This is a genomic window from Priestia sp. FW507-14D1A, assembly GCF_058781295.1.
This window is the reverse complement of the sequence record NZ_JBYSWQ010000002.1, coordinates 756,448-783,160: the sequence shown is the minus strand read 5'-3', so window position 1 is coordinate 783,160 and position 26,713 is coordinate 756,448. Positions and strand designations below refer to the sequence as shown.

23 protein-coding genes are annotated in these 26,713 nt (G+C 39.2%); 18 read left to right on the top strand and 5 right to left on the bottom strand.

The genetic code is table 11. The features are described from left to right. The first annotated feature begins 217 nt into the window (after positions 1-217). The 4 genes from AC3WJG_RS12325 to AC3WJG_RS12310 all read left to right on the top strand — a co-directional run bounded on the left by AC3WJG_RS12325 (position 218) and on the right by AC3WJG_RS12310 (position 4,957). Positions 218-1,522, top strand: a complete 1,305-nt coding sequence (locus tag AC3WJG_RS12325) for a CitMHS family transporter (RefSeq protein ID WP_028407583.1) — start codon at positions 218-220, stop codon at positions 1,520-1,522. Positions 1,523-1,675: 153 nt separating this feature from the next. Further along, positions 1,676-3,265, top strand: coding sequence for an ATP-binding protein (locus tag AC3WJG_RS12320; RefSeq protein ID WP_028407584.1), 1,590 nt, complete (start codon positions 1,676-1,678; stop codon positions 3,263-3,265). Between the two features lie 27 nt (positions 3,266-3,292). Beyond that, positions 3,293-3,964 carry a response regulator gene (locus AC3WJG_RS12315; RefSeq protein ID WP_028407585.1) on the top strand — a complete coding sequence of 224 codons (672 nt, stop codon included), beginning with the start codon at positions 3,293-3,295 and terminating at the stop codon, positions 3,962-3,964. A gap of 24 nt (positions 3,965-3,988) precedes the next feature. Next, positions 3,989-4,957, top strand: a complete 969-nt coding sequence (locus AC3WJG_RS12310) for a tripartite tricarboxylate transporter substrate binding protein (RefSeq protein ID WP_025749762.1) — start codon at positions 3,989-3,991, stop codon at positions 4,955-4,957. Positions 4,958-4,995: 38 nt separating this feature from the next. Here AC3WJG_RS12310 and AC3WJG_RS12305 read toward each other — a convergent pair whose 3' ends face one another. Beyond that, entirely contained in the window at positions 4,996-5,175 is a 180-nt protein-coding gene (locus tag AC3WJG_RS12305) for a hypothetical protein (RefSeq protein WP_098332453.1), read from the bottom strand. Positions 5,176-5,304: 129 nt separating this feature from the next. After that, a complete protein-coding gene (locus AC3WJG_RS12300) occupies positions 5,305-6,177 on the bottom strand; it encodes a LysR family transcriptional regulator (RefSeq protein WP_337133782.1) in 873 nt (290 codons plus the stop codon). A 140-nt stretch (positions 6,178-6,317) separates the two neighbouring features. Here AC3WJG_RS12300 and AC3WJG_RS12295 point away from each other — a divergent pair, with 140 nt between their 5' ends. Next, on the top strand, positions 6,318-7,436 hold the full coding sequence (locus AC3WJG_RS12295; protein WP_028407587.1) for an AbrB family transcriptional regulator: 1,119 nt from the start codon (positions 6,318-6,320) through the stop codon (positions 7,434-7,436). Between the two features lie 65 nt (positions 7,437-7,501). Continuing rightward, positions 7,502-8,275, top strand: a complete 774-nt coding sequence (locus AC3WJG_RS12290; protein ID WP_028407588.1) for a class I SAM-dependent methyltransferase — start codon at positions 7,502-7,504, stop codon at positions 8,273-8,275. 38 nt (positions 8,276-8,313) lie between these two features. Here AC3WJG_RS12290 and AC3WJG_RS12285 read toward each other — a convergent pair whose 3' ends face one another. From AC3WJG_RS12285 to AC3WJG_RS12275, 3 genes are read right to left on the bottom strand one after another with little or no spacing between them, the layout of a single operon-like run. Continuing rightward, the gene (locus tag AC3WJG_RS12285) at positions 8,314-9,159 is read right to left on the bottom strand and encodes an ABC transporter permease (RefSeq protein ID WP_013081885.1); all 846 of its coding nucleotides are present in this window, start codon (positions 9,157-9,159) and stop codon (positions 8,314-8,316) included. After that, positions 9,152-10,357, bottom strand: coding sequence for a quaternary amine ABC transporter ATP-binding protein (locus AC3WJG_RS12280; protein WP_028407589.1), 1,206 nt, complete (start codon positions 10,355-10,357; stop codon positions 9,152-9,154). Before AC3WJG_RS12280 ends, AC3WJG_RS12285 begins: the two co-directional genes overlap by 8 nt. Before the next feature lie 35 nt (positions 10,358-10,392). Then, positions 10,393-11,256, bottom strand: a complete 864-nt coding sequence (locus AC3WJG_RS12275; RefSeq protein WP_028407590.1) for a glycine betaine ABC transporter substrate-binding protein — start codon at positions 11,254-11,256, stop codon at positions 10,393-10,395. 594 nt (positions 11,257-11,850) lie between these two features. Between AC3WJG_RS12275 and AC3WJG_RS12270 the strand changes: the two genes are divergently transcribed. The 12 genes from AC3WJG_RS12270 to AC3WJG_RS12215 all read left to right on the top strand — a co-directional run bounded on the left by AC3WJG_RS12270 (position 11,851) and on the right by AC3WJG_RS12215 (position 26,713). After that, positions 11,851-12,438 carry a TetR/AcrR family transcriptional regulator gene (locus AC3WJG_RS12270; RefSeq protein WP_028407591.1) on the top strand — a complete coding sequence of 196 codons (588 nt, stop codon included), beginning with the start codon at positions 11,851-11,853 and terminating at the stop codon, positions 12,436-12,438. Between the two features lie 135 nt (positions 12,439-12,573). Beyond that, positions 12,574-14,061, top strand: a complete 1,488-nt coding sequence (locus AC3WJG_RS12265; RefSeq protein ID WP_034275514.1) for an aldehyde dehydrogenase family protein — start codon at positions 12,574-12,576, stop codon at positions 14,059-14,061. Positions 14,062-14,086: 25 nt separating this feature from the next. Then, a complete protein-coding gene (locus tag AC3WJG_RS12260; protein WP_028407593.1) occupies positions 14,087-15,463 on the top strand; it encodes a putrescine aminotransferase in 1,377 nt (458 codons plus the stop codon). 122 nt (positions 15,464-15,585) lie between these two features. Further along, positions 15,586-16,521: an agmatinase gene (gene speB, locus AC3WJG_RS12255; RefSeq protein WP_028407594.1), complete on the top strand. Its 936-nt coding sequence runs from the start codon at positions 15,586-15,588 to the stop codon at positions 16,519-16,521. A 320-nt stretch (positions 16,522-16,841) separates the two neighbouring features. Continuing rightward, positions 16,842-18,221, top strand: a complete 1,380-nt coding sequence (locus AC3WJG_RS12250) for an APC family permease (protein ID WP_060744885.1) — start codon at positions 16,842-16,844, stop codon at positions 18,219-18,221. Positions 18,222-18,334: 113 nt separating this feature from the next. After that, positions 18,335-18,994 (top strand): HAD family hydrolase, encoded by a 660-nt coding sequence (locus AC3WJG_RS12245; protein ID WP_492588269.1) that lies wholly within the window; start codon positions 18,335-18,337, stop codon positions 18,992-18,994. Between the two features lie 307 nt (positions 18,995-19,301). Beyond that, on the top strand, positions 19,302-20,687 hold the full coding sequence (locus AC3WJG_RS12240; RefSeq protein ID WP_337133776.1) for an LLM class flavin-dependent oxidoreductase: 1,386 nt from the start codon (positions 19,302-19,304) through the stop codon (positions 20,685-20,687). Beyond that, positions 20,684-21,865, top strand: a complete 1,182-nt coding sequence (locus AC3WJG_RS12235) for an acyl-CoA dehydrogenase family protein (RefSeq protein WP_217598945.1) — start codon at positions 20,684-20,686, stop codon at positions 21,863-21,865. Before AC3WJG_RS12240 ends, AC3WJG_RS12235 begins: the two co-directional genes overlap by 4 nt. 107 nt (positions 21,866-21,972) lie before the next feature. Then, positions 21,973-23,106: an FMNH2-dependent alkanesulfonate monooxygenase gene (gene ssuD / locus AC3WJG_RS12230; RefSeq protein ID WP_028407598.1), complete on the top strand. Its 1,134-nt coding sequence runs from the start codon at positions 21,973-21,975 to the stop codon at positions 23,104-23,106. Positions 23,107-23,121: 15 nt separating this feature from the next. Beyond that, positions 23,122-24,312, top strand: coding sequence for an acyl-CoA dehydrogenase family protein (locus AC3WJG_RS12225; RefSeq protein ID WP_337133772.1), 1,191 nt, complete (start codon positions 23,122-23,124; stop codon positions 24,310-24,312). 342 nt (positions 24,313-24,654) lie between these two features. After that, positions 24,655-25,599, top strand: coding sequence for an ABC transporter substrate-binding protein (locus AC3WJG_RS12220; protein ID WP_217598944.1), 945 nt, complete (start codon positions 24,655-24,657; stop codon positions 25,597-25,599). Between the two features lie 79 nt (positions 25,600-25,678). Next, entirely contained in the window at positions 25,679-26,713 is a 1,035-nt protein-coding gene (locus AC3WJG_RS12215) for a FecCD family ABC transporter permease (protein WP_028407601.1), read from the top strand.

Sequence of the window (26,713 nt, the reverse complement as noted above, 5' to 3'; positions counted from 1 at the left end):
AAAGTTTTTATAGTACGAATTATTTACACTATACCCTCCTGTAAATTATGATTATTTTAAGAAAAAACAGAAAATTTTAAAGTTTTAAGGTACAACTTAATAGTGAACAAGCGATGTTGTAATCGTATAGACGAACTGGCATACATATGCGAGTCATACATACAAACGAATCGCTTCCACTGTTATGAAAGCGGATTCAAAAATAGGAGGGGTAATAATGTTAGCTATTCTTGGGTTTTTGATGGTTTGTACATTTATGTTTCTAATTATGACAAAACGATTAACGCCGCTTATTGCTTTAATGGTTATTCCAGTATTGTTTGCAATCATAGGGGGATTCACAAGTGATATTGGAGAAATGGCTTTAAATGGTGTAAAAGAATTAGCACCTACAGGCGTTATGTTAATGTTTGCTATTTTATATTTTGGGATTATGATTGATGCTGGTTTGTTTGATCCAGTTGTAGGAAGAATTTTAAAAATCGTAAAAGGTGATCCACTAAAAATCACAATTGGTACAGCTATTTTAGTTCTTATTATCTCATTAGACGGAGACGGAACAACAACATATATGATTACGCTCTCAGCGATGCTTCCGCTTTATAAAAAGCTAAACATGAAGCCTATGATTTTAGCCTGTATCGCTATTATGGGTAGTGGAGTTATGAACTTAACGCCTTGGGGCGGACCTACTGCTCGTGTGATGAGCGCATTGAAGTTAGATGCTTCACAGGTGTTCACACCACTGATTCCAGCCATGATTGGTGGAGCTGTTTGGTTATTATTTACGGCTTACTATTTCGGGAAAAAAGAGCGCCAGCGCTTAGGTGTTATTGATATTCAAGACGTTACAAATGCTCAAGTAGCTTTTGCAGAAGCAGCCGCTGCTGAAGGAATCGAGTACAAGCGTCCGAAGCTTTTATGGGTAAACTTTGCTTTAACAGCTCTATTATTAGTAGGACTTATCACAGCAGTTATGCCGCTTCAAATCCTGTTTATGATTGGATTTGCAATCGCTATCATGATTAACTATCCAAATTTAGAAGTTCAAAAAGAGCGTATCACAGCACATGCCGGTAATGTACTTGCTGTTGTATCTCTTGTATTCGCAGCAGGCGTATTCACAGGCATTTTATCAGGTACAAAAATGGTAGATGCAATGGGTAATAGTTTAGTAGGATTAATTCCAGATGCGTTAGGGCCTTACATGTCTGTGATTACAGCCATCACAAGTATGCCATTTACGTTCTTTATGTCAAATGATGCTTACTACTATGGAATTTTACCAATTATTGCTCAAGCAGCTTCAGCATACGGTATTGATGCTGCAGAAATTGGCCGTGCTTCATTGATTGGTCAACCTGTTCACTTACTAAGTCCTTTAGTTGCTTCTACGTATCTATTGGTCGGTATGGCAAAAGTCGAGCTTGGTGAATTCCAGCGCTTTACTTTAAAGTGGACGATTGGAACAGCGATGGTGATGCTTTTAGTAGCTATTATTACAGGAGTTATTACGCTGTAAAGATCATGAACCTAAAAACTTATCAATTCCGCTTTTGGGATTGATAAGTTTTTTTGTCTAAAAAGCTTTTGGAATAAGGAGCGGATATACAAAAAATTTTGATAAAATAAAAGAGGAATAGAACTATAAGGTAAAGGCTAAAGGTGCGATGAAATGAAAAAGTGGTTTCAAGTATCGCTGCAAACAAAAATCGTAGGTTTATCCGCAGCATTAATCATAACTGTTATTGTTCTTTTAGCGAGTATTTTCTCTTACATGCAGTTTGTAGAATCTAAAAGGCAAGCCGAGCAGCTGGCTCTTCAAGCAGCCAAATCAATATCATTTATGCCGGAAGTCAAAGCTGCTTTTCAAAAAAAACAGCCGAGTCGCTACATTCAGCCGCTTGCCGAGCAAGTGAGGGAACAAATCGGAGCAGCAAGTATTGTGGTTCAAAACCGTGAGCAACTCATCTATTCTCATTCTAATCAAAAATGGATAGGAAAGAAAAACAAAGAGGCGGTTAACGATAGAGCACTGCTGTTTGGCGGATATTATACGCTTGACGGAGAGGGAACCACAGGTCCTGCAATTATGGGGAAAGCGCCTATTGTTATCAGTCACGGAAAGTATACGGAGGTCGTGGGAGTAGTGACGGTTGAGTTTTTAAAGTCTCATGTTCATGCTCAGCTCATTACGCGCATTCAGCAAATTATCCTATTTTCACTAGCTGTTTTATTGCTTGGTATGATCGGGGGTATTTTTTTAGCTAAAAGTATCAAAAAAGATACTCTCGGTCTTGAGCCCCATGAAATCGCTTCTTTATACCGTGAACGAAATGCGATTTTACTTTCGATAAAAGAAGGAATTATTGCTATTGATCATCAGGGCTTTATTACGATGATGAATACATCAGCTAAAAATATGCTAGGACTACAGACGGAATATTTACATCATCATATCATTGAAGTATTTCCTTATACGAATATGATTGAAGTGCTAGATACGGGAATAGCCCGAAGCGACCAAGAGATTTTTTTGAATGAAAAAACGTTTATCTTAAACTTAACACCTATTATTGAACATCAGCGAATTGTAGGAGTGGTCGCTAGTTTTCGTGATAAGACAGAATTAAAAAGCTTAATCAATACGATTTCAGAAGTACGAAAGTATTCAGAGGATTTACGAGCTCAAACGCATGAGTTTACGAATAAGCTGTATGTTTTGTCGGGTTTGCTGCAGTTAGGGCAGTACAAAGATGCATTTGAGTTTATTCAAAAAGAATCAGCCGTACACCAAACACAAAATCGTATTCTATTTGATCAGATACTAGATTCTAAAGTCCAAGCAATATTGCTTGGGAAGATTGGAAAAGCATCTGAAAAGAAAATTCACTTTTCGGTTGATTCGGAGAGTACACTCGATACGCTCCCAGAACATATTGAAATTTCTCATCTCATTATCATTATTGGGAATTTAATTGATAATGCATTTGAAGCAGTGAGTCAGCAGTCTGAAAAAGAAGTGTCGTTTTTTATTACCGATATTGGTCATGATTTAATTATTGAAGTGATGGATAACGGACCTGGTATATCAGAAGAAGTACTAAATCAAATTTTCACAAAAGGTTTTTCAACCAAAGGTACAGACAGAGGATACGGACTGGCAAATATAAAGAAAATGGTAGATGAGCTTGGAGGATCTATTGAAGTATATAATCAGCCAGAAGGAGGAGCCATTTTTTCAGTTTACCTTCCAAAAAACTGAATCATGAGAAGTAAGGGGAGAGTCGAAATGTTAAGAGTCGCAATTGCAGAAGACGATTTTCGAATTGCTCAAGTTCAAGAGCGATTTTTATTAGAAGTAGATGGTGTGGAAGTTGTAGGTAAAGCGTTGAATGCAAAAGAGACGCTTGAAATGCTAAAGGAGAAGAAAGTTGATTTACTTCTTTTAGACATCTATATGCCAGATGAAATGGGAACAGATTTACTGCCAAAAATCAGAGCGCAGTTTCCACACGTTGACGTTATCGTGGTAACGGCTGCCACCGAAAAAAACATTGTAGAAATCTGTTTGAGAAACGGCGTCGTTAATTATTTGATTAAGCCGGTTATGATGGAATCCTTCATTAATGCTATTAAACAGTATCAAGAGAAAAAGGAACTGTTTAGTACGCGTGAAGAAGTTGATCAATCATTTATTGATGCGTACTTTGGACATGTCAGAACAAAGCCAAAAGCGGATAAATCTCTTCCTTCAGGTATTGATGGTATCACGTTACAAAAGTCAAAAGACATTTTAAAAAGCATCAAAGGAATTACGATCGAAGAGATGGGGCAACACATGGGAGTATCTAGAACGACAGCTAGACGATATTTAGAGTATCTAGTATCAACTGGTGAATGTCACGTTGAGTATGATTATGGGATTATTGGACGGCCGGAGCGCAAGTACTATTTAGCGTAGCATTAGCCTTGAAGGATGGTATATATGATCAAAAAGCTCATGATAGTGTTTATAAGTGTATTGCTTGTTAGCTGTTCTTCGCCCTCTAAAAAAGACCGTATTGATATGGGGGAAATTGAAATTGTGGCAGCCGGTGCAAAAGGCGGAGGAGCAGATGCAACAGTAAGAGCCATTCAACAAGTGCTAACGGAAAAGAAGATTGTGAAGGTACCCGTTTCTGTTAGTAATAAAATAGGTGGGCAAGGTGAAGAAGGATGGAAATATATTAAACAGAGAAAAGAAGGGAATATTGTTTCCGGAAATTCCAGTTTGCTGATTACAAATAATTTGCTAGGGCAAAGTCAATTAACCTATAAAGACTTTACTCCGCTCGCTATTTTAACATCTGAATGGGAGGTCATCGTAGTTCCTGCTAACTCTCCTATATATAATTTAAAACAGCTCATACGCACGTTAAATCAAAGTGAATCCAGCATGAAAGTAGGAATATCACCTCGCTTAGGAAACGACGATCATTTATCGTTCATGCAGCTGAATAAAAAAGCAGGCGTAGACTCTTCTAAGCTTGAGTTCTTCGTTTACAACAGCAGTCATAAAGTGATCGATGCGCTCGTTCATCATCAGCTAGATGTAGCACCTATGTCATTATCAGAAGTAAAAAAGCAGTATGAACAAGGGCAGGTAAGAATACTCGCCGTTTCTTCTCCCAGCAGGCTAGAAGAGTTAAAAGAGATCCCAACATGGAAAGAAGCGGGAATTGACGTAACATTTAGCCATTGGAGAGGTCTAATGGGACCGCCTAATATGACCAAAGAGCAGGTAGCATATTGGAATAAGACAGTGTATGAAATGGTTCATACAAAAGAATGGGAACAGCTGCTTAAAGATAACGATTTAACCTCTTTTTATAAAAATAGCAGCGGTGCTAAAGTCTTTCTTGAACAGCAAAGCAAGCTGTATTCTGACTTAATGGGCGGAACAAATGACGAGTAGACATGATAAAGAAAAGGTTGAGGCATGACGAAATGAATCTAATCTAAAGATGAACAAATGGGATATATGAGCTGAACTGCTTTAGACACCGCAGTTGATTTCCGTGCAAGACTTCGCTTTCCGCGGGCGGGCGATGAGCCTCCTCGTCGCTTACGCTCCTGCGGGGTCTCACCTGTCCCGCTTTTCCCGCAGGAGTCTTCGTCTTGCCCTACAATCAACTGCTAGAAGGAACGAAACAGATGAAACCTATGTTTACTACAACAAAAAATGAACCACTAATCAAACATTTTGATTAATGGTTCATTTTTTCATTTCGGCTAAACTACGTTTGTTTCAACCTCTTTCTATCAGTGTACATCTTTTAAATCCAAGTTTTGAATGAACTCAATAAAAGCTTTTACGATGTTAATTTTTAATGAATCCTCATGATAAAACATCCATGTACTGCGCGTTAAAGGCTGCTGGTTTTTTGTTTTTAACGTGTATCTGTAAATCTCTGCTGCGTCATCAAGCAGCATACTCGGCAAAATCGCATAACCGAGTCCATTTACAACCATCTTTTTGCATGTTTCTGCTTTATCCACTTCAATACTGACAAGGGGAGGCTGAGAGTAATTTTCAGCCCACCAGTTATCAACAGATGTTTTTAAAAAACGATCTTGGTGATAGTCAATTCGAGGTATATTGGGAAGGTTGTTTATGTCAACAGGCTGTGCAGACGCAATGCAAATCGTTTCTTTAAAAAGCAGCTCTTTCTGATCCTGCCAGTTATAATCACCTTTTACAAACGCAATATGAACATCGTGCTTATAAAGTAAGTGAGCCATGTCACTGCTCCATCCGGTGGTGACTTTGAATTCAACGTCAGGAAATCGCTCTTTAAATAACCGTAATAGTCCAGGTAGCTTGTAGTCAGTGAAAAAGTTAGACACTCCTAGACGTAAAGTACCGGTTAATTGATCATCCATGTTTAACACATTTTCTTTTATTTTTTGAAGCGTGAGCAGCATTTCTTCTGCGCACTTCACTAAATATTCCCCCTGCGGTGTAAATTGAACGCCGCGGCGTCCTCTGTTCACAATCTGAACATGAAATTCCTTCTCCATCTGCTGCAGTCTATGCGTAAGCGCAGGCTGAGAGATAAACAGCTCCTTGGCTGCTTTTGTAATGTTTTTTTCTCGATACAACACTTGTAGAATAAGCCAATCTCGATCGTCCATACTACCCCTCCAGGAATAAAAAAAATGAATGGTTTATAATAAAATTTCGATATTTTAATTATCTCTAAAATTATACTATAGTTAAGAAGAAGAATGTTCGGTGTAAGAAAGAAAAGCCTTGTAGAAGGAAGGAAGTAGATATGAACGCAAGAATTATTTTTTTACAATCTATATTTTTTATTTTATTAACAAGCGTCGGAGGATTTCTTTTATCGTTAACAGGTTTATCCATTGGCTGGATGCTTGGGACCCTCATTTTAGCTGCTATTCTAGCTTTCCGAAAGCCGCGTTTTTTATCTCAAACAAGCAAAAAAGGTATTCCAAAATATTGGCTGTACGCAGGACAGTGTATTTTAGGGATTGAATTAGGTCAAAAGATTAACTTGTCTGTATTAACTACGTTTCAATCTCACTGGTCCACCATTACGATCATGCTTTTGCTGTCCGTTGTTTTTTCTCTTTTATCCGGTTATTTGCTATGGAGGTTCAGTTCCACAGACTTATTAACAAGCTTTTTCGGCACGACTCCTGGAGGAATGAGCGCAATGCCAGGCATGGCTGAAGAGGTAGGGGCTAATACGGCAGTTGTAAGCATCATTCAAACAATGCGCGTGTTTTTAGTTGTGCTTGCTGTTCCTTTATTTGTGGTCTATTGGGGAAGTAATACAGGTCGGCATGCAGTGGCAGCTACTCCAAGTATTTTTGGGTGGGAATCACTGCTATGGACAGGCGTTTTAATCGTTACAGCAGTAGTAGGCTATTATATAGGAAAAAAACTAAAATTTCCTGCTCCTTGGTTAGTAGGGGGAATGCTTACTGTTGCGATTGTTCAAACAGCTGCTTCATCGTACGCGGGCTATAATCTTCAAGCATACTGGCCTCATTCTGTGATGATTTTATCGCAAATTTTTATCGCGTCAAGCATTGGTTCTCGCTTTCATAAAGAAATGTTTATCGGCGTAAAAAAAATTATAGTTGTTGCGCTTATTAATACAATCGGCTTAATTGCTGCTATGTTTGTTTGTGCACTACTCGTCTCCAAAATAACTGGAATCGGGCTTATTACGTCTATTTTAGCGTTTGCTCCTGGAGGCATTGCAGAAATGGCGACTACATCAATTGTACTGCAAGCTGATTCGACGTTGGTAGTAGCCGTCCAAGTACTTCGAATTTTAACCATTTGGCTGCTTCTTCCTCCGCTGTTTCGCATGTTTCATCAATGGGGAGAAAGAAAAAGAATACATTCACACGTTTCCTAATAAATATGTGAATGCACTAGGCAAAGTAACAGAGAGTTTTAAAGAGGAAAATGGGGGGAGAATAGATGAGTAATAAAGAAATGGTGGTCAGTCAGTTCGGGGGGAATGCTGGAAAGTACGTCAAAAGTAAAGGTCATGCGAAAGGCAAAGATTTAGCTGTTTTAGCGGAAATTGCTGAAGAAAATAGAGGAGGAAAGCTGCTTGATGTAGCAACAGGAGGAGGACACGTGGCAAATAAGCTAGCACCTGTTTTTCAAGAAGTAACGGCTTTTGACTTAACTCCTCAAATGCTGCAAAGTGCTGAAGGCTTTATTAAAGAAAATGGTCATGAAAATGTATCGTTTGTTCAAGGAGATGCTGAAGATATGCCATTTCAAGATGACGAGTTTGATACGGTAACGTGCAGAATTGCACCTCACCATTTTCCTAATATTAAACAGTTCATCAAAGAGGTATACCGAGTGTTAAAGCCAGGCGGACAGTTCTTGCTCATTGATAATGTAGCACCGGAAGTGAATGCTTATGACGAGTTTTATAATCGAGTTGAAAAGACAAGAGATCCAAGCCATTATCGTGCTTATAAAAAAACAGAGTGGCTTTCTATGCTTGAAATGCAAGGGTTCCGTACAGAAGTGCTGACAACTTTTCCAAAGCGCTTTTTATTTGATGACTGGTGCGGGATGATGAATGTTCCGGAAGAGACAAAGCATGAGCTTACTCAATATATGCTGAATATACCAAGGGGATTTAAGCAGTTTTTTGACATCAAAACGAATCAACAAAGAATTGAATCGTTTCAAGGGGAAGCAATCTTTGTAGCGTGTTACAAAAATAAATAAAAAGAAGCCAACTCACCGGAGTTGGCTTCTTTTTTTACTTATGCTCGTTGGTTTGAACGATTTCCAAAATATTGCGTAATACGATCTAAAATAATCGCTAAAATAACGATTGAAATTCCAGCTTCAAAGCCCGTGCCGACTTCAAGTCGAGAAACTGCACGGTATACTTCCGCACCAAGTCCCGGAGCACCTACAAGAGAGGCAATAACAACCATTGAAAGAGATAGCATGATGCTTTGGTTAATTCCGGCCATGATGGTTTTTGTAGCTAATGGAAGCTGTACTTTAAATAATTTTTGTTTTGTTGTTGAACCGTAGGCATTTGCTGCTTCTACTAAGTCAGCGGGTACTTCGCGAATACCTAGGTTCGTTAAGCGAATCGTCGGAGGCATTGCAAAGATAACAGATGAGATAACACCTGGCACTACACCGATTCCAAAAAAGAAAAGTGCTGGAATCAAATAAACAAATGCGGGCATTGTTTGCATAAAGTCTAAGATTGGCGTAATAATTCGAGCCGTCTTTTCGCTTTGAGATGCCCAGATGCCAAGCGGAATTCCTACTATAATCGAAATCAGTACGCTTGTTAAAACGAGGGCTAGTGTGTCCATGGTTTCTTGCCAGTAGCCAAGATTAAGAATAAATAACAGGCCAATCATTGATAAAATAGTAAATGACCATTTTTTACTTGAAAACCAAGCAATGATTCCGACAATTAAGATTAAAATTAATGCTGGTGGAAAAGTTAACACTAGTACAATAAAACTTACAATACCATCGACAATAGCTGAAATAACATCAAAAAAACCTTTGATATTATCATTTAAAAACGTGACAAAATGGTCAATCCAATTGCCAACGGGAATTTTAGGAATACTATTCATTTACGTTCACCTCATTACTATCAGTACCGGCGAGTGCTTCAATCACTCGTTCTTTTTTAATGATGCCGCGCAGACGATGGTTTTCATCTACAACCGGTAGCGGAAAGCGGCTGATAACCATTTTGTCGTACAAGTTTTCTAGTAGCGTATCTGTTGTAACAGTTGGAATATCCGTATCTAATACGTCTGCTGTCAGTTTATCTTGTTTAATGGCACGGCTAATATCATCTGCAGTTACAACTCCTAGAAGAGTTTTTTTCTTGTCTACGACGTAGATGCTTGAATAACCAGCTTCTTGCATGATTTTAAGAGCCACGCGCGGACCTCGGTCTACGGTAATAGATTCGGCACGATTCATCACGCTTTCAGCTGTGTATACTTTAGCTACATTAACGTCTTCCACAAAGCGCTCAACATAATCATTGGCAGGGTTTGTCATAATTTCTTCAGGTGTTCCTACCTGAACAACACTGCCGTCTTTCATTAAAACGATGCGATCTCCGATTCGAAGAGCTTCATCAAGATCATGGGTAATAAAAATGATTGTACGTTCCATTTTTTCTTGAAGCTCCAGTAAGAAATCTTGCATGTCTTTACGAATAAGCGGATCTAGTGCACTGAATGCTTCATCCATTAATAAAATGTCAGGGTCATTGGCAAGTGCTCGGGCCAGTCCGACACGCTGCTGCATACCGCCGCTCAGTTCACCAGGGTATTGATTTTCGTACCCTTTCAAACCTACTAATTCAAGCGCTTCTTTTGCTTTCTTTTCACGTTCGGCTTTTGGTGTACCTTGAACTTCTAGTCCGTATTCTGTGTTATCAAGAACCGTACGGTGAGGGAATAGGGCAAAGTTTTGAAAAACCATGCTCATTTTTTTTCGGCGCATGTCGCGGAGTTCATCTTTGTTCATTTTTACTACATCGTCACCGTCCAAAATAAGGGATCCAGATGTTGGTTCAACAAGGCGATTAAACATACGAACTAAAGTGGATTTACCACTTCCAGACAGGCCCATAATAACGAAGATTTCACCGGATTTGATTTCGAAGTTTGCTTGATTAACCCCTATTGTCATTCCTGTTTCTTCTAGAATTTCTTTTTTTGTTTTTCCTTTTTGAAGTAAATCAATCGCTTTTGACGGATTCTTACCAAACACTTTGGTTATATTTTGTACTTTTAATTTTACGTGTTCCATATGTCCACCTCAATTGTTGTTTTCTTTTACGTCCATTAATCTTTTGTCCAACTGTCAACTAGCTTTTTATGCTTTTTTACCCATTCTTGCGCTGCTTCTTCAGGATTCGAAGATTTTTCAACTTGTGATAGAAGAGGACTGATTAATTTATCATTCATCTGTGCATTATTCATCCATTTTATGACTTGAGGATTTGTCTTTTTAAATTCCTTGCTTGTCATTGTGTAAATGTTGTCAGGGTCTCCAAACGAATTTTTAGGATCTTTTAAGTATTTGATATCAAAGTCTGCAAAAGCCCAGTGAGGATTCCACATAGTAACAACAATTGGTTTTTTGGCATCATAGGCTTTGCGCAGTTCACTGAGCATAGCTGCCTCAGACGATTTTACAAGCGTATAGCTTTTAAGGTTATAATCTTTTAACGCCTGTTCGGCTAATCCATTAATACTGGAGCCTGGGTCAATTCCAATTACTTTGTTATCGACATCAGAAGCAACCTTAGCAAGGTCTTCCGTTGTGTTCACATCTTTCATATAGGCGGGAACTGCGAATCCTAAGCGCGCGTTTTTAAGCCAAGGGTCTTCGATGTTCACTTGATCTTTATACTTTTTGTAAAAAGGCGCATCTGTTGTAGGCAGCCATGGTGCAAACGAAATATCAATGTCGTCATTGGCCGTTCCTACCCAAACACCGGCTTTCTCTAAGAAAACAGTTCTAACCTTATAACCTCGATCTTCTAAAATCTGTTTCCATACGTATGTGTAGGCGATGTTTTCAGTATAGTTATTCATGCCGATGGTAATGGTTTTTTTATCTTTAAATGCGCCATTACCGTTGCCGCAAGCCGAAGTAATAACTAGAAGAAAACAAATCATACTGATTAACAATAGTTTCTTCATGCAATGTAACTCCTTTATAAAGTTTTAAATCAATCTGACTGATATGTAGAACGAGTGCTAAACACAACGAAGTGTATACCCGGTTTTTTTAGGTAGTAAACATAGAAAATATAAAATGTGAAATAGAGTGGGTGATTTTTCGGCGTTATAAAGTTATTTTTAGCTAAAAATGTACATTGTAGTTAAGAGAAATTATGGGAAATAAATGGATAAAATAAGTGACTGTAGAATCAGTTTTACATGTTACCACTCTTTTTTTTACTCCGTCAACTTTAAGTGAAGAGTAATTAGGTCATAAAGCTTTATAAATAAACGCAGAAAAGTATCTTTCTAATAAAGATATTTTTTCAGAAGAATAGTTGCTTAAAGAGCGTTGTATCAGCTTTTATTTTGGATTGTCAAAAGAAGAGAAATAACAGTGAGACATATAAAAAGAGCGAGGGTAAAATGATAAAATAAAAAAATATTTTTGAAGTCGGTATACGGCCGATTTTTGATTAAATTTAAAGATTCAGAAAATTTTATCTTGCGTAATTTTGGTTGCTTGTAGTAAAATGAATGAAAGTCATTCATTTTATAGGTGGAGGGAAAGAGTTGATTACAAGCACAAGTGAAAAATACGATAAAATCTTACAGGCAGCGATTGAAGTTATATCTGAAAAGGGGCTTGATAAAACGTCGATTTCAGACATTGTAAAGCGTGCAGGCGTAGCTCAAGGAACTTTTTATCTTTATTTCAGATCCAAAAATGCCCTTGTTCCTGCTATTGCAGAAAACTTACTTTCTTTGTCGCTTGAAAAAATTAAAGAAAGAGCTAAAACAGCAACAAATTTTTTAAGTACATTAGAGGTAATGATTGACGAAACGTATAAAACAACAGATGAATATAGAGATGTTCTTGTTTTATGCTATTCGGGGCTCGCTTTTGACTATTCATTAGAAACATGGGAAGCTATTTATTTACCTTATTACAACTGGTTTGAAGAGGTATTAAATGAGGCTGTAAAAAAAGAAGAAGTCATCAAGCAGCTTAACATTAAATGGACAGCTAAAACGATGATCAATTTGATTGAAAATGCTGCTGAACTTTTTTATATCGGGCGAGAGCAAGATGTCACACTTGAGCAATCAAAGGAAGAACTTTTTCAATTCTTAAAGCGTTCTCTTGTGCCATCCGTGTAATATTAGCGCTGCTGATATTACACCTATCAAAATGACTGACATTCATTCAAAATATATAATAAATTATCAGAAATATAAGTTTTTTAAAGTTTAAAATGACTGATAATCAGTCATTATTTAATAAGGAGGTATCTTATGGATCGTACAGCCGTTAAAACGTTAACTTTGAATATGTACATAAACGGAGAGTGGAAAAAAGCAGAGAAGCAGCGTCCTACTGTTAATCCAGCGACAGGTGAAGTAATTGGATATGCTGCAGAAGGCAGCGCAGAAGATATGAAAGCAGCAATTAAAGCTGCACGGGAAGCCTTTGACAGCGGAATTTGGTCTGAGACTTCTGCCTCTGAAAGAGCAGCTGTCTTATTTAAAATTGCCGATAAGCTTGAAGAAGCGAAAGAGGAATTAGCAGCGCTAGAAACAATGGATAACGGAAAGCCCTATCGCGAAGCTGAGGCTGATGTGGAAGATGCAGCTGCTTGTTTTAGATATTACGCTGGATTAATTACAAAGCCAGACGGTCAAACGTACAGTGTTCCTGCACCTATGCAAGCAATGGTTATAAAAGAACCAATTGGAGTGTGCGGATTGATTGTACCTTGGAATTATCCGCTGTTGATGAGCGTGTGGAAAATTGCACCTGCTTTAGCTGCAGGAAATACGATTGTATTTAAACCTTCTGAAGTGACACCGGTTACTCCTACAAAACTTTTTGAGATCTTAGAAAGCGTAGGATTGCCAAAAGGAGTAGCAAACCTTGTTATGGGAGCTGGAGATACTGTAGGAAATACGCTTATTCAAGATAAGCGTGTTGATAAGATTTCCTTTACAGGCGGAACGGTAACTGGAAAACACATTATGCGTCAAGCAGCAGAGAATGTAACGAAAGTCTCTTTAGAACTTGGAGGAAAGTCACCGAACATTATATTTGCTGACGCTGATTTTGAAACAGCTGTAGATTATGCCTTATTCGGAATTTTTGCAGGTAGCGGCCAAATTTGCGCTGCAGGTTCTCGTATTTTAGTAGAAGAAAGCATCGCTGAGAGATTTATCGAACGTTTTGCAGAGCGTGCTCAAAAAATTAAAGTAGGAAATGGAATGGAACAAGAGATTGAAATGGGCCCTCTTGTAAGTGAAGAACATATGGAAAAAGTATTAAAGTACGTCGAAATTGGAAAGCAAGAAGGCGCTCACCTTGTATGCGGAGGCAATCGAATCACCAGCAGTGGATTGGAAAAAGGATTCTTTGTAGAACCTACGGTTTTTAGTAACGTTACGTCAAATATGAAAATTGTGCAAGATGAAATCTTTGGTCCGGTTGTTGTTATTCAAACGTTCAAAGATGAAAAAGAAGCTATTAAGCTTGCAAATGATACGGAATACGGTTTAGCAGGCAGTGTGTTTACAACCGACGGCGCAAAAGCTCTTCGAGTGATTAAAAAGCTGCGTGCGGGCATCACTTGGGTAAACACGTATCATTTTACATTTAACGAAGCGCCTTGGGGCGGATATAAGCAGAGCGGAATTGGCCGAGGACTGGGTACGTTTGGATTGGAAGAATTTCAAGAAGTAAAACAAATTAATATTAATTTACAAGTAGAGCCAATCGGCTGGTTTAAAAATTAAAAAGTAGAGAAGGAGCGATATTAAAATGAATACAGTGACGAAAAATCAAGAGGTAAACAAAGCATATGGTGAAGTAAACGAATATATCAACAAAGTGCTGGGGCTTATTGAAAAAAGCGAAGTGTCAGCTGAAGAAGCACAGTGGATTACGAAAGAAACAGTAGACGGATTTCGTGAGCATGTCAACCCAGGCTTTTTAGAATATCGCAAAACAGTAACGGTGGATACGCAGTTCGCAGCTGTTGAATGGTCAGATGAAGGCTCTTGTTTTACGGATGTAAACGGTAAAAAATACATTGATTGTTTGGGCGGATTTGGAATTTATAACGTGGGGCACCGCCATCCTAAAGTAGTCAAAGCTGTTCAAGATCAGCTTCAGCGTCAAGCGCTCCATAGCCAAGACTTATTAGATCCACTTCGTGCGATGCTTGCGAAAATTTTAGCAGATATTACACCGGGGGATTTGAAGTATTCCTTTTTCACAAACAGCGGAACAGAAAGTGTAGAAGCCGCTTTAAAATTAGCGAAAATGTATAGTGATCGAACAACGTTTATTTCCACAACACGTTCTTTTCATGGAAAAAGTCTAGGTTCTTTATCAGGTACGGCAAAAGGAATGTTCCGTAAACCATTTCTGCCGTTAATTCCAGGTTTCCGTCACGTACCGTTTGGTGATATTGACATGATGCGCAAAACATTTGAAACGTGCGCGCTTGTAGGGGAAGATGTGGCAGCTGTTTTATTAGAACCAATTCAAGGAGAAGGCGGCATTATTCTTCCTCCTGAAAATTATTTAAAAGAAGTGCGTGCACTATGTGATGAGTACGATGCTATCTTAATTTTTGATGAAGTTCAAACAGGTATGGGACGTACCGGTGAAATGTTTGCATCAGAACTATACGATGTTGTACCCGATATTTTATGTCTTGCTAAAGCGTTTGGAGGAGGGGTTATGCCTGCTGGGGCAGTCGTAGCAAAAGAAAAAGTGTTCTCAAGCTTCTTTGATAATCCTTTTATGCACACAACAACGTTTGGAGGCAACCCGCTTGCCTGCGCAGCCGCTATTGCAACCATTAACGTGTTGATTGAAGAACAGCTGCCAAACCGTGCGAAAGAGCTGGGAGAATATTTCCTTGCTGGTTTAAAGAAAGCAGCTGAAAAACATGGAGATAAAGTACTTGAAATCAGAGGGCAAGGTTTAATGATTGGAATTGAGTTTCACCAAGATGAAATTGGCTACGCGCTTTCTAAAGGTATGTTTGATGAAGGGATTCTAGTAGCCGGCACGCTTGTAAACTCTAAAACAATTCGTATTGAGCCACCGTTGACTATTTCAGCGGAAGAAGTAGATCAAGTCATTTCTACATTTGAAAAAGTATTAAATGAGCTGAACCACCAATAAATGTAACAAGGAGCAATGAATATGAGTCGGCAAACGTTTCTTATTCCCGTATTGCTTTCAATGATTTTAGTAGTGGAAATGCCTAGCGACTAACTGAAATCATTGAAACGGAGGAATAAATTATGAAATATCCATTGTCCCCAGATGTCAAACCAGAATTTTGTACAACGGGCTCATTTATGAGGCTGCCAGCGGAAAGAGAAAATGCAAAAGTAGGGCTAGTAGGTATGCCGTTTGATACGGCAGCATCTTTCAGAGTAGGTGCGCGCTTTGCCCCTCAGGCAATTCGGCAATCTTCCATGACGCTGTTTCCTTATCACCCGGTACACGACGTATATCCATTCGATGATACAAATGCTATCGATATTGGTGATGTGCCCGTTATTCCACATAATATTCACAGAAGCTATGAATTAATGGAAGAAGCGGTAGGCACTCTTATGGATAGAGGAATTGTTCCAATTGGAATTGGAGGAGATCATTCGATTACCTTAGCAAGCCTTCGTGCTGCTGCTAAAAGATATGGTCCAGTGGCTATGATTCATTTTGATTCTCATACAGACACGTGGGATACGTATTACGAGGAAAAATATTGGCACGGATCTCCTTTTATACGCGCATATGAAGAAGGGCTAGTAGATCCAAAGAAGGTCTTTCAAATTGGTATCAGAGGAACATTAAACCACCCGGGAGATGTTCAAGAAAGCAAAGACCTCGGTTATCATGTAGTAACGGCAGGGGAGCTTGAACATCAAGGATTTTCAGTGGTTTTAGAGCAAATGAAGACAGCGATTGGAGATACGCCGTGCTTTTTAACGTTTGATATTGATTTTGTTGATCCTTCTTGTGCACCAGGAACAGGAACGCTTGAAGTAGGCGGATTCAGCAGCAGAGAAACGCTGCAAATGATTCGTTCTCTGACGGAATTTAACTATGTTGGATTTGACCTGGTGGAAGTGCTGCCTTCTTATGATCCAACTCAGATAACCTCGTTGCTTGCAGCTACAATCATTCATGATTTTGCTAGTTTAGTTGCAGTGAAAACGAAAAGAAAGTGATTGAATACTACGATTGAATAACGGCTTGTAAGCAGAAATCCCTCTTATTCAGAGGGTATTTCTGCGTTGATATAGCAGGAGATTAGGAACATATAGCTATTTAAAATAAAGCGCTTTCATAATATGATAAAAGAAAAAGATAGTTTGTTAGCAACCCTTACCAACTTAAAGAAATAAATCATATATTTGCTATAGTAAATGTAACCACTCTTTATATAAAAATGAATGAAAGTCATTCATTTTTATATAAAGAAATTAAATACAGGCATTTATGGATTTAATTGTCAGAATGTTCTTAATAAATAGAAGGGGGAAGATAAATGAAACATGAAACAGTAACATTAAAAAGGTCGTTGAAATTATGGCAGATTGTATTAATGGGGATCGGATATATGACTCCGATGGTAGTGTTTGATACGTTTGGGATTGCGTCTGATATGACGAATGGACACGTTCCCACGTCTTATATCATAGCCCTTGTCGGGATGCTTCTCACGGCAGTAAGCTACAAAAAGATGATTCAAGTGTTTCCAAATGCAGGGTCAGCTTATACATATACGCAAAAGACAATCAATCCACATTTAGGGTTCTTAGTTGGCTGGTCTGCACTAATGGATTATCTCTTTTTACCGATGGTTAACGCACTTATTTTTCAAATTTATTTATCATCTATTTTTCCTTCGGTACCATCGTGGATTTGGGTTGTCAGCTTCGTCATTATCGTTACGCTGCTAAATCTACGAAGCGTTAATTTCACCGCCAATTTCAATACGTTTCTTGTTGTATTTCAAATGACGATTTTAGTATTGTTTGTTGCTGTTTCAATCAAAGCCTTGCTAGGCGGAATGGGGGAAGGTGCTCTTTTTTCTATGAAGCCTTTCTTTAATCAGAACATGACCTCATCAGGGCTAATAGCGGGAGCCACACTTATGTGTTTTTCCTATTTAGGATTTGATGCAGTGGCTATGTTATCAGAAGAAACGCCTAATCCTAAAAAAACGATTCCGCAAGCTATTTTTTTAGTTGCGTTAATCGGAGGAGTCATGTTTACCGTGACATCTTATTTTATTCAAGCGGTTTTTCCAACGTTAGAAGGATTCAAGCATCCAGACGCTGCGGCTCCTGAAATTGCTATGTATGTGAGCGGTACGCTGTTTCAAATTGTCTTTTTAGCTGGAGGAATTGCAGGAACATTATCATCAGGCATGTCATCGCATGCAAGCGTTTCGCGTTTATTATACGTAATGGGACGCGATCGAATTTTACCTCAGTCATTTTTTGGTTATGTTCATCCTAAGCTGCGCACCCCTTCGCGAAATATTGTATTAGTCGGAGTTGTATCAGCAAGTGCCATTTTCTTCAGCCTGGCAACAGCTACATCATTTATTAATTTTGGAGCACTCATTGCGTTTTCTTTTGTTAATATTTCGGTTATTGCGCACTATGCTGTTCATCAAAAGCAGCACCGGTCGGCTAAGGGATTTTGGTCATACATTGTTATGCCACTATTAGGAGCAGCAGCGATTGGCGTTTTATGGCTTAACTTGGAGCGCAACTCCTTTTTACTTGGTATTGGCTGGGCGATTGCTGGTTTAGTTTATTTAGTGTATGCAACGAAAGGTTTTAGAAGGCAGCTGTCTTCCATTGAGTTTAAGGAAACAGAAGAAATGTCACCTTTGATGAAAGTCGGAGAAAAGTAAGGATAGAAACTACCTGTTTAAGCCTATCTTATTAAGGAAGCCACATTTATGGATTACGTATTTTGAACGTGTTACTATGTAAGGACGATAAGATAGAAAAAGGTAGGTAAATTATGATTAAAGCAGTTGTGTTTGATTTTGATGGATTAATTATTGATACAGAATCAGTGTGGTATGAGGTATACCGCGAAATGTTAGAAGACAGGGGAGTAGATCTACCGATTGCAACGTTTGCTTCTTATGTGGGAACGGATGCTACGGCACTTTACGATTACTTGCTTCAGCAGTTTAACAATGAGTTCACAAAAGAGGAACTAGCTCAAAAATCGTTAAGACGTCATCAAGAAAAAATGAAATCATTAGTAGCCCGAGAAGGTGTAGCGGAGTACTTGGCAGAAGCAAAAGAACTTGGATTAAAAATTGGTTTAGCAAGCAGCTCATATCGAGACTGGGTAACAGCATTTTTAAAAGAGCTAGATTTGCTGCACTATTTTGAAGTCATTCAAACGCGCGATGATGTAGAAAAAGTGAAGCCAGATCCGGCTCTTTACCGAAATGCAATTGAAAAGCTAGGAGTAGAGCCCTCTGAAGCTTTGGCATTTGAAGATTCTTCTAATGGAGCGAAAGCTGCTATGGCAGCAGGCTTGCGCTGTGTGATTGTACCAAATCCGTTAACTAAACATCTGTCATTCGAAAGATATCACTTACACATCGAATCGATGAAAGAGAAAAGTTTAAAAGAAGTGATTCAGTATCTTTGTATTGAAGACTAACGCTAAAAGCGCCACATTTTTCAAAAGAAAATGTGGCGCTTTTTTTATTGTTTTACTGCTTCCTCAGTCAAATAAAAAGGGTTATCTACAGGGGTATAGACGCTGTTGTAGTGTTTTTTTAGCTGTTGCAATAATAAGTCAATAACCTTTAAAGAAATCCTAATTCAGCATTAGTAATAGCTTCATTTATGTTTCATTATAAAGAGAGAAGTTTCGTTGACACCCTGGAAGAATATGTTTTAAGATTACTTCCAAACAGATTTAATTCTTAGTTAATTTATGTATTTAATTAGTTTTGGAGGTTTCTATGGGGAAACATATTTATTTAAATGCGTTTGATATGAATTGTGTTGTACATCAGACACCTGGTTTGTGGACGTACCCAAGTGATCAGGCGGCCGAATATAAAACGTTAGATTACTGGGTGAAGTTAGCTAAGCTATTGGAAAAAGGAAAGTTTGACGGTTTGTTTTTAGCCGATGTGTTAGGTATTTATGACGTTTATAGGAAAAGTAATGAAGGAGCTCTTAAACAAGCTGCTCAGCTTCCAGTGAATGAACCAACTGCACTTATTTCCGCTATGGCATATGCAACAAAGCATTTAGGGTTTGGGGTAACGGTCTCTACTACTTATGAGAAGCCTTATGCGTTTGCGCGAAAATTTTCGACGTTGGATCATTTAACAAATGGACGTATTGCATGGAATATTGTGACTTCATATCTTGAAAGCGGGTCAATTAATCTAGGATTAGAAGAACATTTTACGCATGAAACCCGCTATGATATTGCCGACGAATTTTTAGAAGTTTGCTATAAATTATGGGAAGGAAGTTGGGAGGAAAGAGCTGTTGTAAGAGATAAAGAAAAAGGGATCTTTACACTTCCAGACCGGGTTCATCCGATTAATCATAAAGGGAAGTGGTTTAGTGTTCCGGGTGTACATTTATCAGAACCTTCCCCGCAGCGAACTCCAGTTTTATTTCAAGCAGGAGCTTCTGCCCCAGGAAGAGCATTTGCCGCCAAACATGCTGAGTGTATCTTTACAAGTTTTCCTACTAAAAAAGTAGCCTCAGATTATGTGAAAAAAATGCGCACTCAAATTGCTGCAGAGGGCAGAGACCCAGATAGCGTATTAATTTTTAATTTATTTACCCCAATTGTTGGACGAACAGAAAAAGAGGCTGAAGAGAAGCTTGCTCGTTTTGAAAGCTATGTGAATTTTGAAGGAGCAGCTACGCTGTTTAGCGGCTGGACGGGAATCGATGTTTCCGCCTATGAACCAGAACAGCTCATTGAATTTATTGCGACAAATTCAGTCCGTTCCGCTTTAGAGAAATTTACAATAAGTGATCCGGATAGAAAGTGGACGGTAGAAGAAGTAGTGAAATTTGTCAGTATCGGAGGGATGGGCCCAGTTACTGTGGGGAGTCCGGAACAAGTAGCTGATTTTATGGAAGAATGGATAGACGATACAGGCATGGATGGGTTTAATATGGCTTATGTAACCACGCCGGGAACGTTTGCTGATTTTATTGATTTAGTGATTCCTGTTTTGCAGGAAAGAGATTTATTCAAAACAGATTACAGTGAAGGAACTTATAGAGAAAAGCTATTTAAAAAATCACATTTCTTGCCTGATGAACACTATGGCGCTCAGTATCGAAAGACGAGCCAAAGGGAGAGTTTAACATGACTGCAACAACTGTAAAGGGAGAAATTTATCTTGATCAAGCAAAAAAGCTGTCCGTTTCTTTTGCGAAGGATGCAGCACAAAGAGATAAAGAAGGCGGAACACCTAAACAGCAAAAAGATGCTATTCGCCAAAGCGGGCTGTTAAATTTATTAATTCCTCAAAAATATGGCGGAGAAGGCGGGAAATGGTCAACGGCTTTAGCTATTGTTCGAGAGTTGGCGAAAGGCGATGCAGCATTGGGTCACTTATATGGCTATCACTCCTTGTTTGTCTCAGATATTCGAATCAAAGGCACAGAAGAACAGCAGGCCTATTTTTATCCTTTATCTGTTCAGCAGCAAGCTTTTTGGGGAAATGCCTCTAATCCTTTAGTAGAAAGCCTAAAAGGTGACAAGCAATCACAAGGTTATCTATTAAATGGAACGAAAGCGTTCGGTTCTGGTTCACCGGATTCTCAGTACTTATGGTTATCATTTAATGACAGAGAAACGGGGCAATATTTAAACGGAGTCGTGCCTACTGACAGAACAGGCATTACCGTCAAAGATGATTGGAATGCGATGGGACAAAGACAGACGGGAAGTGGAAATGTAGATTTTAAAAATGTACGAATAGAAGAACATGAAGTGATTCAAGATTTTGTTGAAAACCCTACTTCTTTTTCAACTATTGGAGCCTCGCTGTCGCAAATTATTTTAACGAATGTCTTTATAGGAAGCGCCTTTGGAGCAATTGAAGAAGCACAAAACTATACGGCTTCTAAAACAAGGCCTTGGTTAACATCAGGAGTAGAAAAAGCTTCGGATGATCCAGGTATACTGCGGAAATACGGTGAACTCTGGATTCAAGCGAAAGCAGCCAGTGCACTTGCAGATGAAGCAGCTCTCATATTGGATGAAGCGTGGGAAAAAGGCAGAAAATTAACGGAAGAAGAACGTGGAAACCTAGCAGTTCACGTAGCGGCTGCCAATGTTTTTGCTGGTAATGCTGCACTGGATATCACAAGTAAGATATTTGAAGTTATGGGAGCGCGTTCGGTTCATGCTGAATACGGATACGATCGATTCTGGCGTAATGTAAGAACTCATACTCTGCATAATCCAGCTGAATACAAGCTTCGAACGGTTGGGAACTGGGTGTTAAATCAGCAGTACCCTACACCTAATCCGTATGCTTGATTTAAAAATAGTAAAAAATGAAGCTATCAGACAACTGAGGCTCCTTATTGCAGTTTATTTGTAATAACGGAGTTTTTTTATGTAGCTTTAAAAAGGGGCGAATACAAGTGGAGTTATTTTGGTTTATTCCAACGTATGGAGATGGACGTTATTTAGGAAGCCATGAAGGAGCCAGGGCTGCAAGCTATTCTTATTGCAAACAAGTTGCACAAGCTGCGGATGAGCTAGGATATAGCGGGGTTTTGCTTCCAACGGGAAAATCATGTGAAGACGCGTGGATTGCTGCATCTACTTTAGTGCCAGTCACTGACAATCTGAAGTTTTTAGTAGCGGTACGCCCGGGTTTAATGTCGCCTACCCAAGCCGCAAGAATGGCTGCAACATTTGACCGCTTTTCGAAAGGAAGGCTCCTTATTAATGTCGTAGCAGGAGGAGATCCCGTTGAGTTAGAAGGAGACGGAGTGTTTTTAAACCATCACGATCGCTATGAGCTGACAGATGAATTTTTAACGATATGGAGAAGGGTATTAAATGAATCCGATGTTCACTTTGACGGAGACTACTTGAGTGTTAAAGGTGGCAACGTACTTTATCCGCCAGTCCAAAAACCGTATCCTCCCCTTTATTTTGGAGGTTCTTCTCCTGTAGCGATGGACGTTGCCTCAAGGCATATAGACGTCTATTTGACTTGGGGAGAGCCTCCTGCACAAGTAAAAGAAAAAATTGAACGCATGAAAGAAAAAGCAAAGCAGACAGGAAGAGAAATTCGATTTGGCATCAGGCTTCATGTCATTGTTCGTGAAACTGAAGAAGAAGCCTGGAAAGCTGCAGATGAACTGATTCAACATGTAGATGGAGAAGCTGTTAAATCAGCCCAAAAAGTATTTTCTCGAATGGATTCAGAAGGTCAAAAACGTATGAGCGCCTTGCATCAAGGTGACCGTTCAAACTTAGAAGTAAGCCCTAATCTATGGGCCGGTGTAGGGTTAGTTCGAGGAGGAGCAGGGACTGCTTTAGTAGGAGATGCTGATACGGTGGCACAACGAATCAAAGAATATGCAGAGTTAGGTATCGAAACATTTATTTTATCTGGATATCCCCATTTAGAAGAAGCATATCGAACAGCAGAGCTTTTGTTTCCAAGGCTTCCAGTTAAGCGTAAGCACGATGAGAACGAGCGCACATTTATCAGTCCATTTGGTGAAGTGAAAGTGAATGATAAAGCACCCGCTAAAAGGTGAGAAAGGAGGGTAATCATGAACAACACCCAAACGATTGCAGCGTCTCAAGAGAAGATCCTCGAATTGGCTAACCAGTTGGCTAAAGAGTTTTCCAAAACTGCTGCAAAAAGAGATAGAGAAGGTGGAACGCCTCTACATGAGCGTAATCTGCTTAGAAAAAGCGGTCTTTTAGCTCTCCCGATTCCTAAGGAATACGGGGGTTATGGAGCCAGCTGGCCGATTGTTTTTAAAGTCGTGAATATCATTGCGAAAGCAGATAGTTCACTTGCCCACTTGTTGGGGTATCATTATTTGACGGTTTGTTCGACGTTTCTATTTGGAAGTATTGAGCAGTACAAAACTTTTTACAAAGAAACAGCAGCTCACCAGCTATTTTGGGGCAATGCCTTTAACCCTAGAGATTCAGGACTAAAAGCAGTCCGAGAAAATGGGCGATTAATGCTTAGCGGAAGCAAGAGTTTTTGTTCCGGGGCAACCGATTCAGACCGTTTGTTAGTATCGGCTCAAGAAGAAGGAAGCGGTGAGGTATTGCTATGTGTACTTCCTACTCATAGAGCCGGAATCGTTACTGAAGATAATTGGGATGGATTTGGCCAGCGCCAAACGGATAGCGGAAGTGTAAAGTTTGAAGATGTTATCGTTTATGAAGAAGAAATATTGCGTAAAGCAGCTGAAGAGCAAAAGGTTTTTCCTACGGTACGAACGCATTTGGCTCAGCTTATGCTCACTCACTTATTGTACGGTATTGCTCAAGGCGCTTTGGAAGAATCAAAAGTTTACGTGAAGGCTCATACAAAGCCGTGGATAAGTTCAGACGTTGAAGCAGCAGAGCAAGATCCGTACATTATTCAGCAATACGGTAAAATGAGTTTAAACCTTCATGCTTGTTCAGCACTTATAGAAAAAGCTGTTGCAGAATTTGATCATGCATGGAAAAAAGAAGATGCGCTAACGAAACAGCAGCGGGGCGAGTCTGGAGTTGCGATTGCGTTGGCCAAAACATTTACTGTCAAAACGGCCTTACATATTACCTCTACTATATTTGATGGGATGGGAGCGAGAGCCACGTCTGATCAGTATAAATTTGATCGATACTGGCGCAACGCCCGGACAATTAGCTTACACGATCCTATTGCTTATAAGCTGCGTGACATAGGGAAATGGTGTCTTAGCAGTGAACTGCCGCCTATTACACCATATTCATAGAAAGTCTGCTAAAAAGAGGCTGGGAGAAAAATAATTTAGTTGAAGGAAGATCCGGACGATGAATCGTTCGGTTTTTTTATGGTGATGGTGAACGTAGGTTTCATATACTGAGTTTCTTCTAGCCGTGTCTTAAGCAGTTCAGCTCATATATCCCATTTGTTCGTCTTTAGATTGGAATGATGTAGCTATATCTCAATCTCTTTTTTGTAGAATAGATATAATTTTTTTAATTAAAAAATAACGAATCAGCTTGTTTAAATAGATAAAACTGATATAATGATAACGATTATCAGTTTCAAGAGTCGATTATCTACATAAAGATACAAGCAGGAGGAATGACATTTGAATAAGAAAAAAATAGGACTGCTGGCTTTTATTACAATGCTGGCAATCGGAATGCTTATCGGCTGCAGCAACACGAATAAGGAAAATTCAGCTGATGAAAAAAGTGAAAAAACAAGAGTGGTCAAGCATGAGCTTGGAGAGACAAAGGTAAAAGAGAATCCAAAGCGAGTAGTCGTATTAGAGTTAGGCTTTATTGATGCATTGTTAGATGCTGGTATCAAACCTGTAGGAGTAGCTGATGATGATAAAGCAGAACAGCTTATTGATAAAGATGTACTAAAAGAAATCAAAGGATACAAATCAGTTGGCACGCGAGCGCAGCCAAGCTTGGAATCGATTAAACTGCTGAAGCCCGATTTGATTATCGCCGATTCAGAACGTCATAAAAATGTATACAAAGAATTATCGAAAATTGCGCCAACGATTGAGTTGAAAAACTTAAATGCTAATTACGATGATTTACTAAATACAGAGTTAAAAGTAGGAGAAGCGGTTGGCAAGAAAGCAAAAGTTGAAAAAGTGGTAGATGAGCATAAGCAAAAAATGAAGGATTTAAAAGCAAAAGCACCAAAAAATCCGGGCAATGTACTTGTTATCGCTGATGCAAATGGTAATATTAATGCTAGAACTTCAAATTTCTTTACAACGGGTGTTCTTGAGCAATTAGGCTTCAAAAATGCATTAACAGATCCTACAAAAGAGTACAGTGTAAAAATGACAATGGAACAGCTTGTAAAAGCAGATCCGGACAAACTCATTGTTATGCGAAATGAAAAAGGTCATACGCCTTTAGCAAAACAGCCATTATGGAAAGAGCTAAAAGCGGTTAAAAATAATCAAGTGTATGAAGTTGATGTATTTAAATGGTCTCTTCGCCGAAGTGTACAAGGTGCAAATGGTATTGCAGATGAAGCAGAAAAGTTATTATTTGAAGGCAAATAATAACGAAGAAAAGAACAATCCAGCGGGATTGTTTTTTTCTTTTTAATGAACTTTCAAATGAAAGGGGGCGCAGTCTACTATGAAAGCTGTTCACGGCTTATCCAAAAGAAACAAATCTCCGCTTCGTATAATAGCTATTTTTCTTGCGGTTATTATTCTTTTACTGATTTCAATGTTTTTATCTATTTCCATCGGTTCTATACATATTTCTTTTGGAACGATTAAGCAAGCTATACTAAATTTTGACGGATCAAAAGAACAGTCTATTATTCAAACTGTCCGCCTGCCTCGCTTACTGGTAACGGCATTTGTTGGCGCTAATTTGGCTGTCGCTGGAGCGTTGATGCAAGCATTAACTAGAAATCCATTAGCTTCTCCTGGTATTTTTGGTATTAATGCCGGCGCATCAGCGGCAATGGTATTTTTAACGGTTTTAGTGCCTGGTGTAAGCATGATTGGCGGGGTATTTGGTGCATTTTTAGGAGGCGCATTTGCTGCTGTTATTGTTTATGTCATGAGTTCGTTGATTAAAGGAGGCGACAGTGATGTAAAGCTTGCTTTAACAGGTGTTGCTATACAAGGTATGCTTATGTCTCTCACGCAAACGCTGCTGATTTTTAATGAAAGCAAAACAGAAGGCGTTATGTTCTGGCTCACCGGTTCAGTTATTGGGCGAGATTGGGGACATGTTCATGTATTGGTTCCTTTTAGCATCGTGGGCCTGCTTATTGCGTTTGGTCTGGGAAGAGCGTCTTCTTTATTGTCTTTAGGAGATGACGTAGCTAGAGGACTCGGGCAGCGAGTCTTTGCCATTAGAGCGTTCACTGCAGTTGTTGTGATTGTATTAGCAGGTGTTTCGGTGGCAATTGCGGGCCCCATTGGCTTTGTAGGGCTTGTTGTTCCTCATATGGTACGCTATTTAATAGGTGTAGATTACCGGGTCGTTTTGCCAATGAGCGCGCTGCTTGGTGCATCTTTATTGCTGTTAGCAGACGTATTATCACGATTTATTACATACCCGTATGAGACTCCTGTAGGTGCAGTAACAGCATTGCTCGGAACGCCGTACTTTATTTACTTAGCGAGACGCAAAAAAACAGAAAGGAAGGCATGA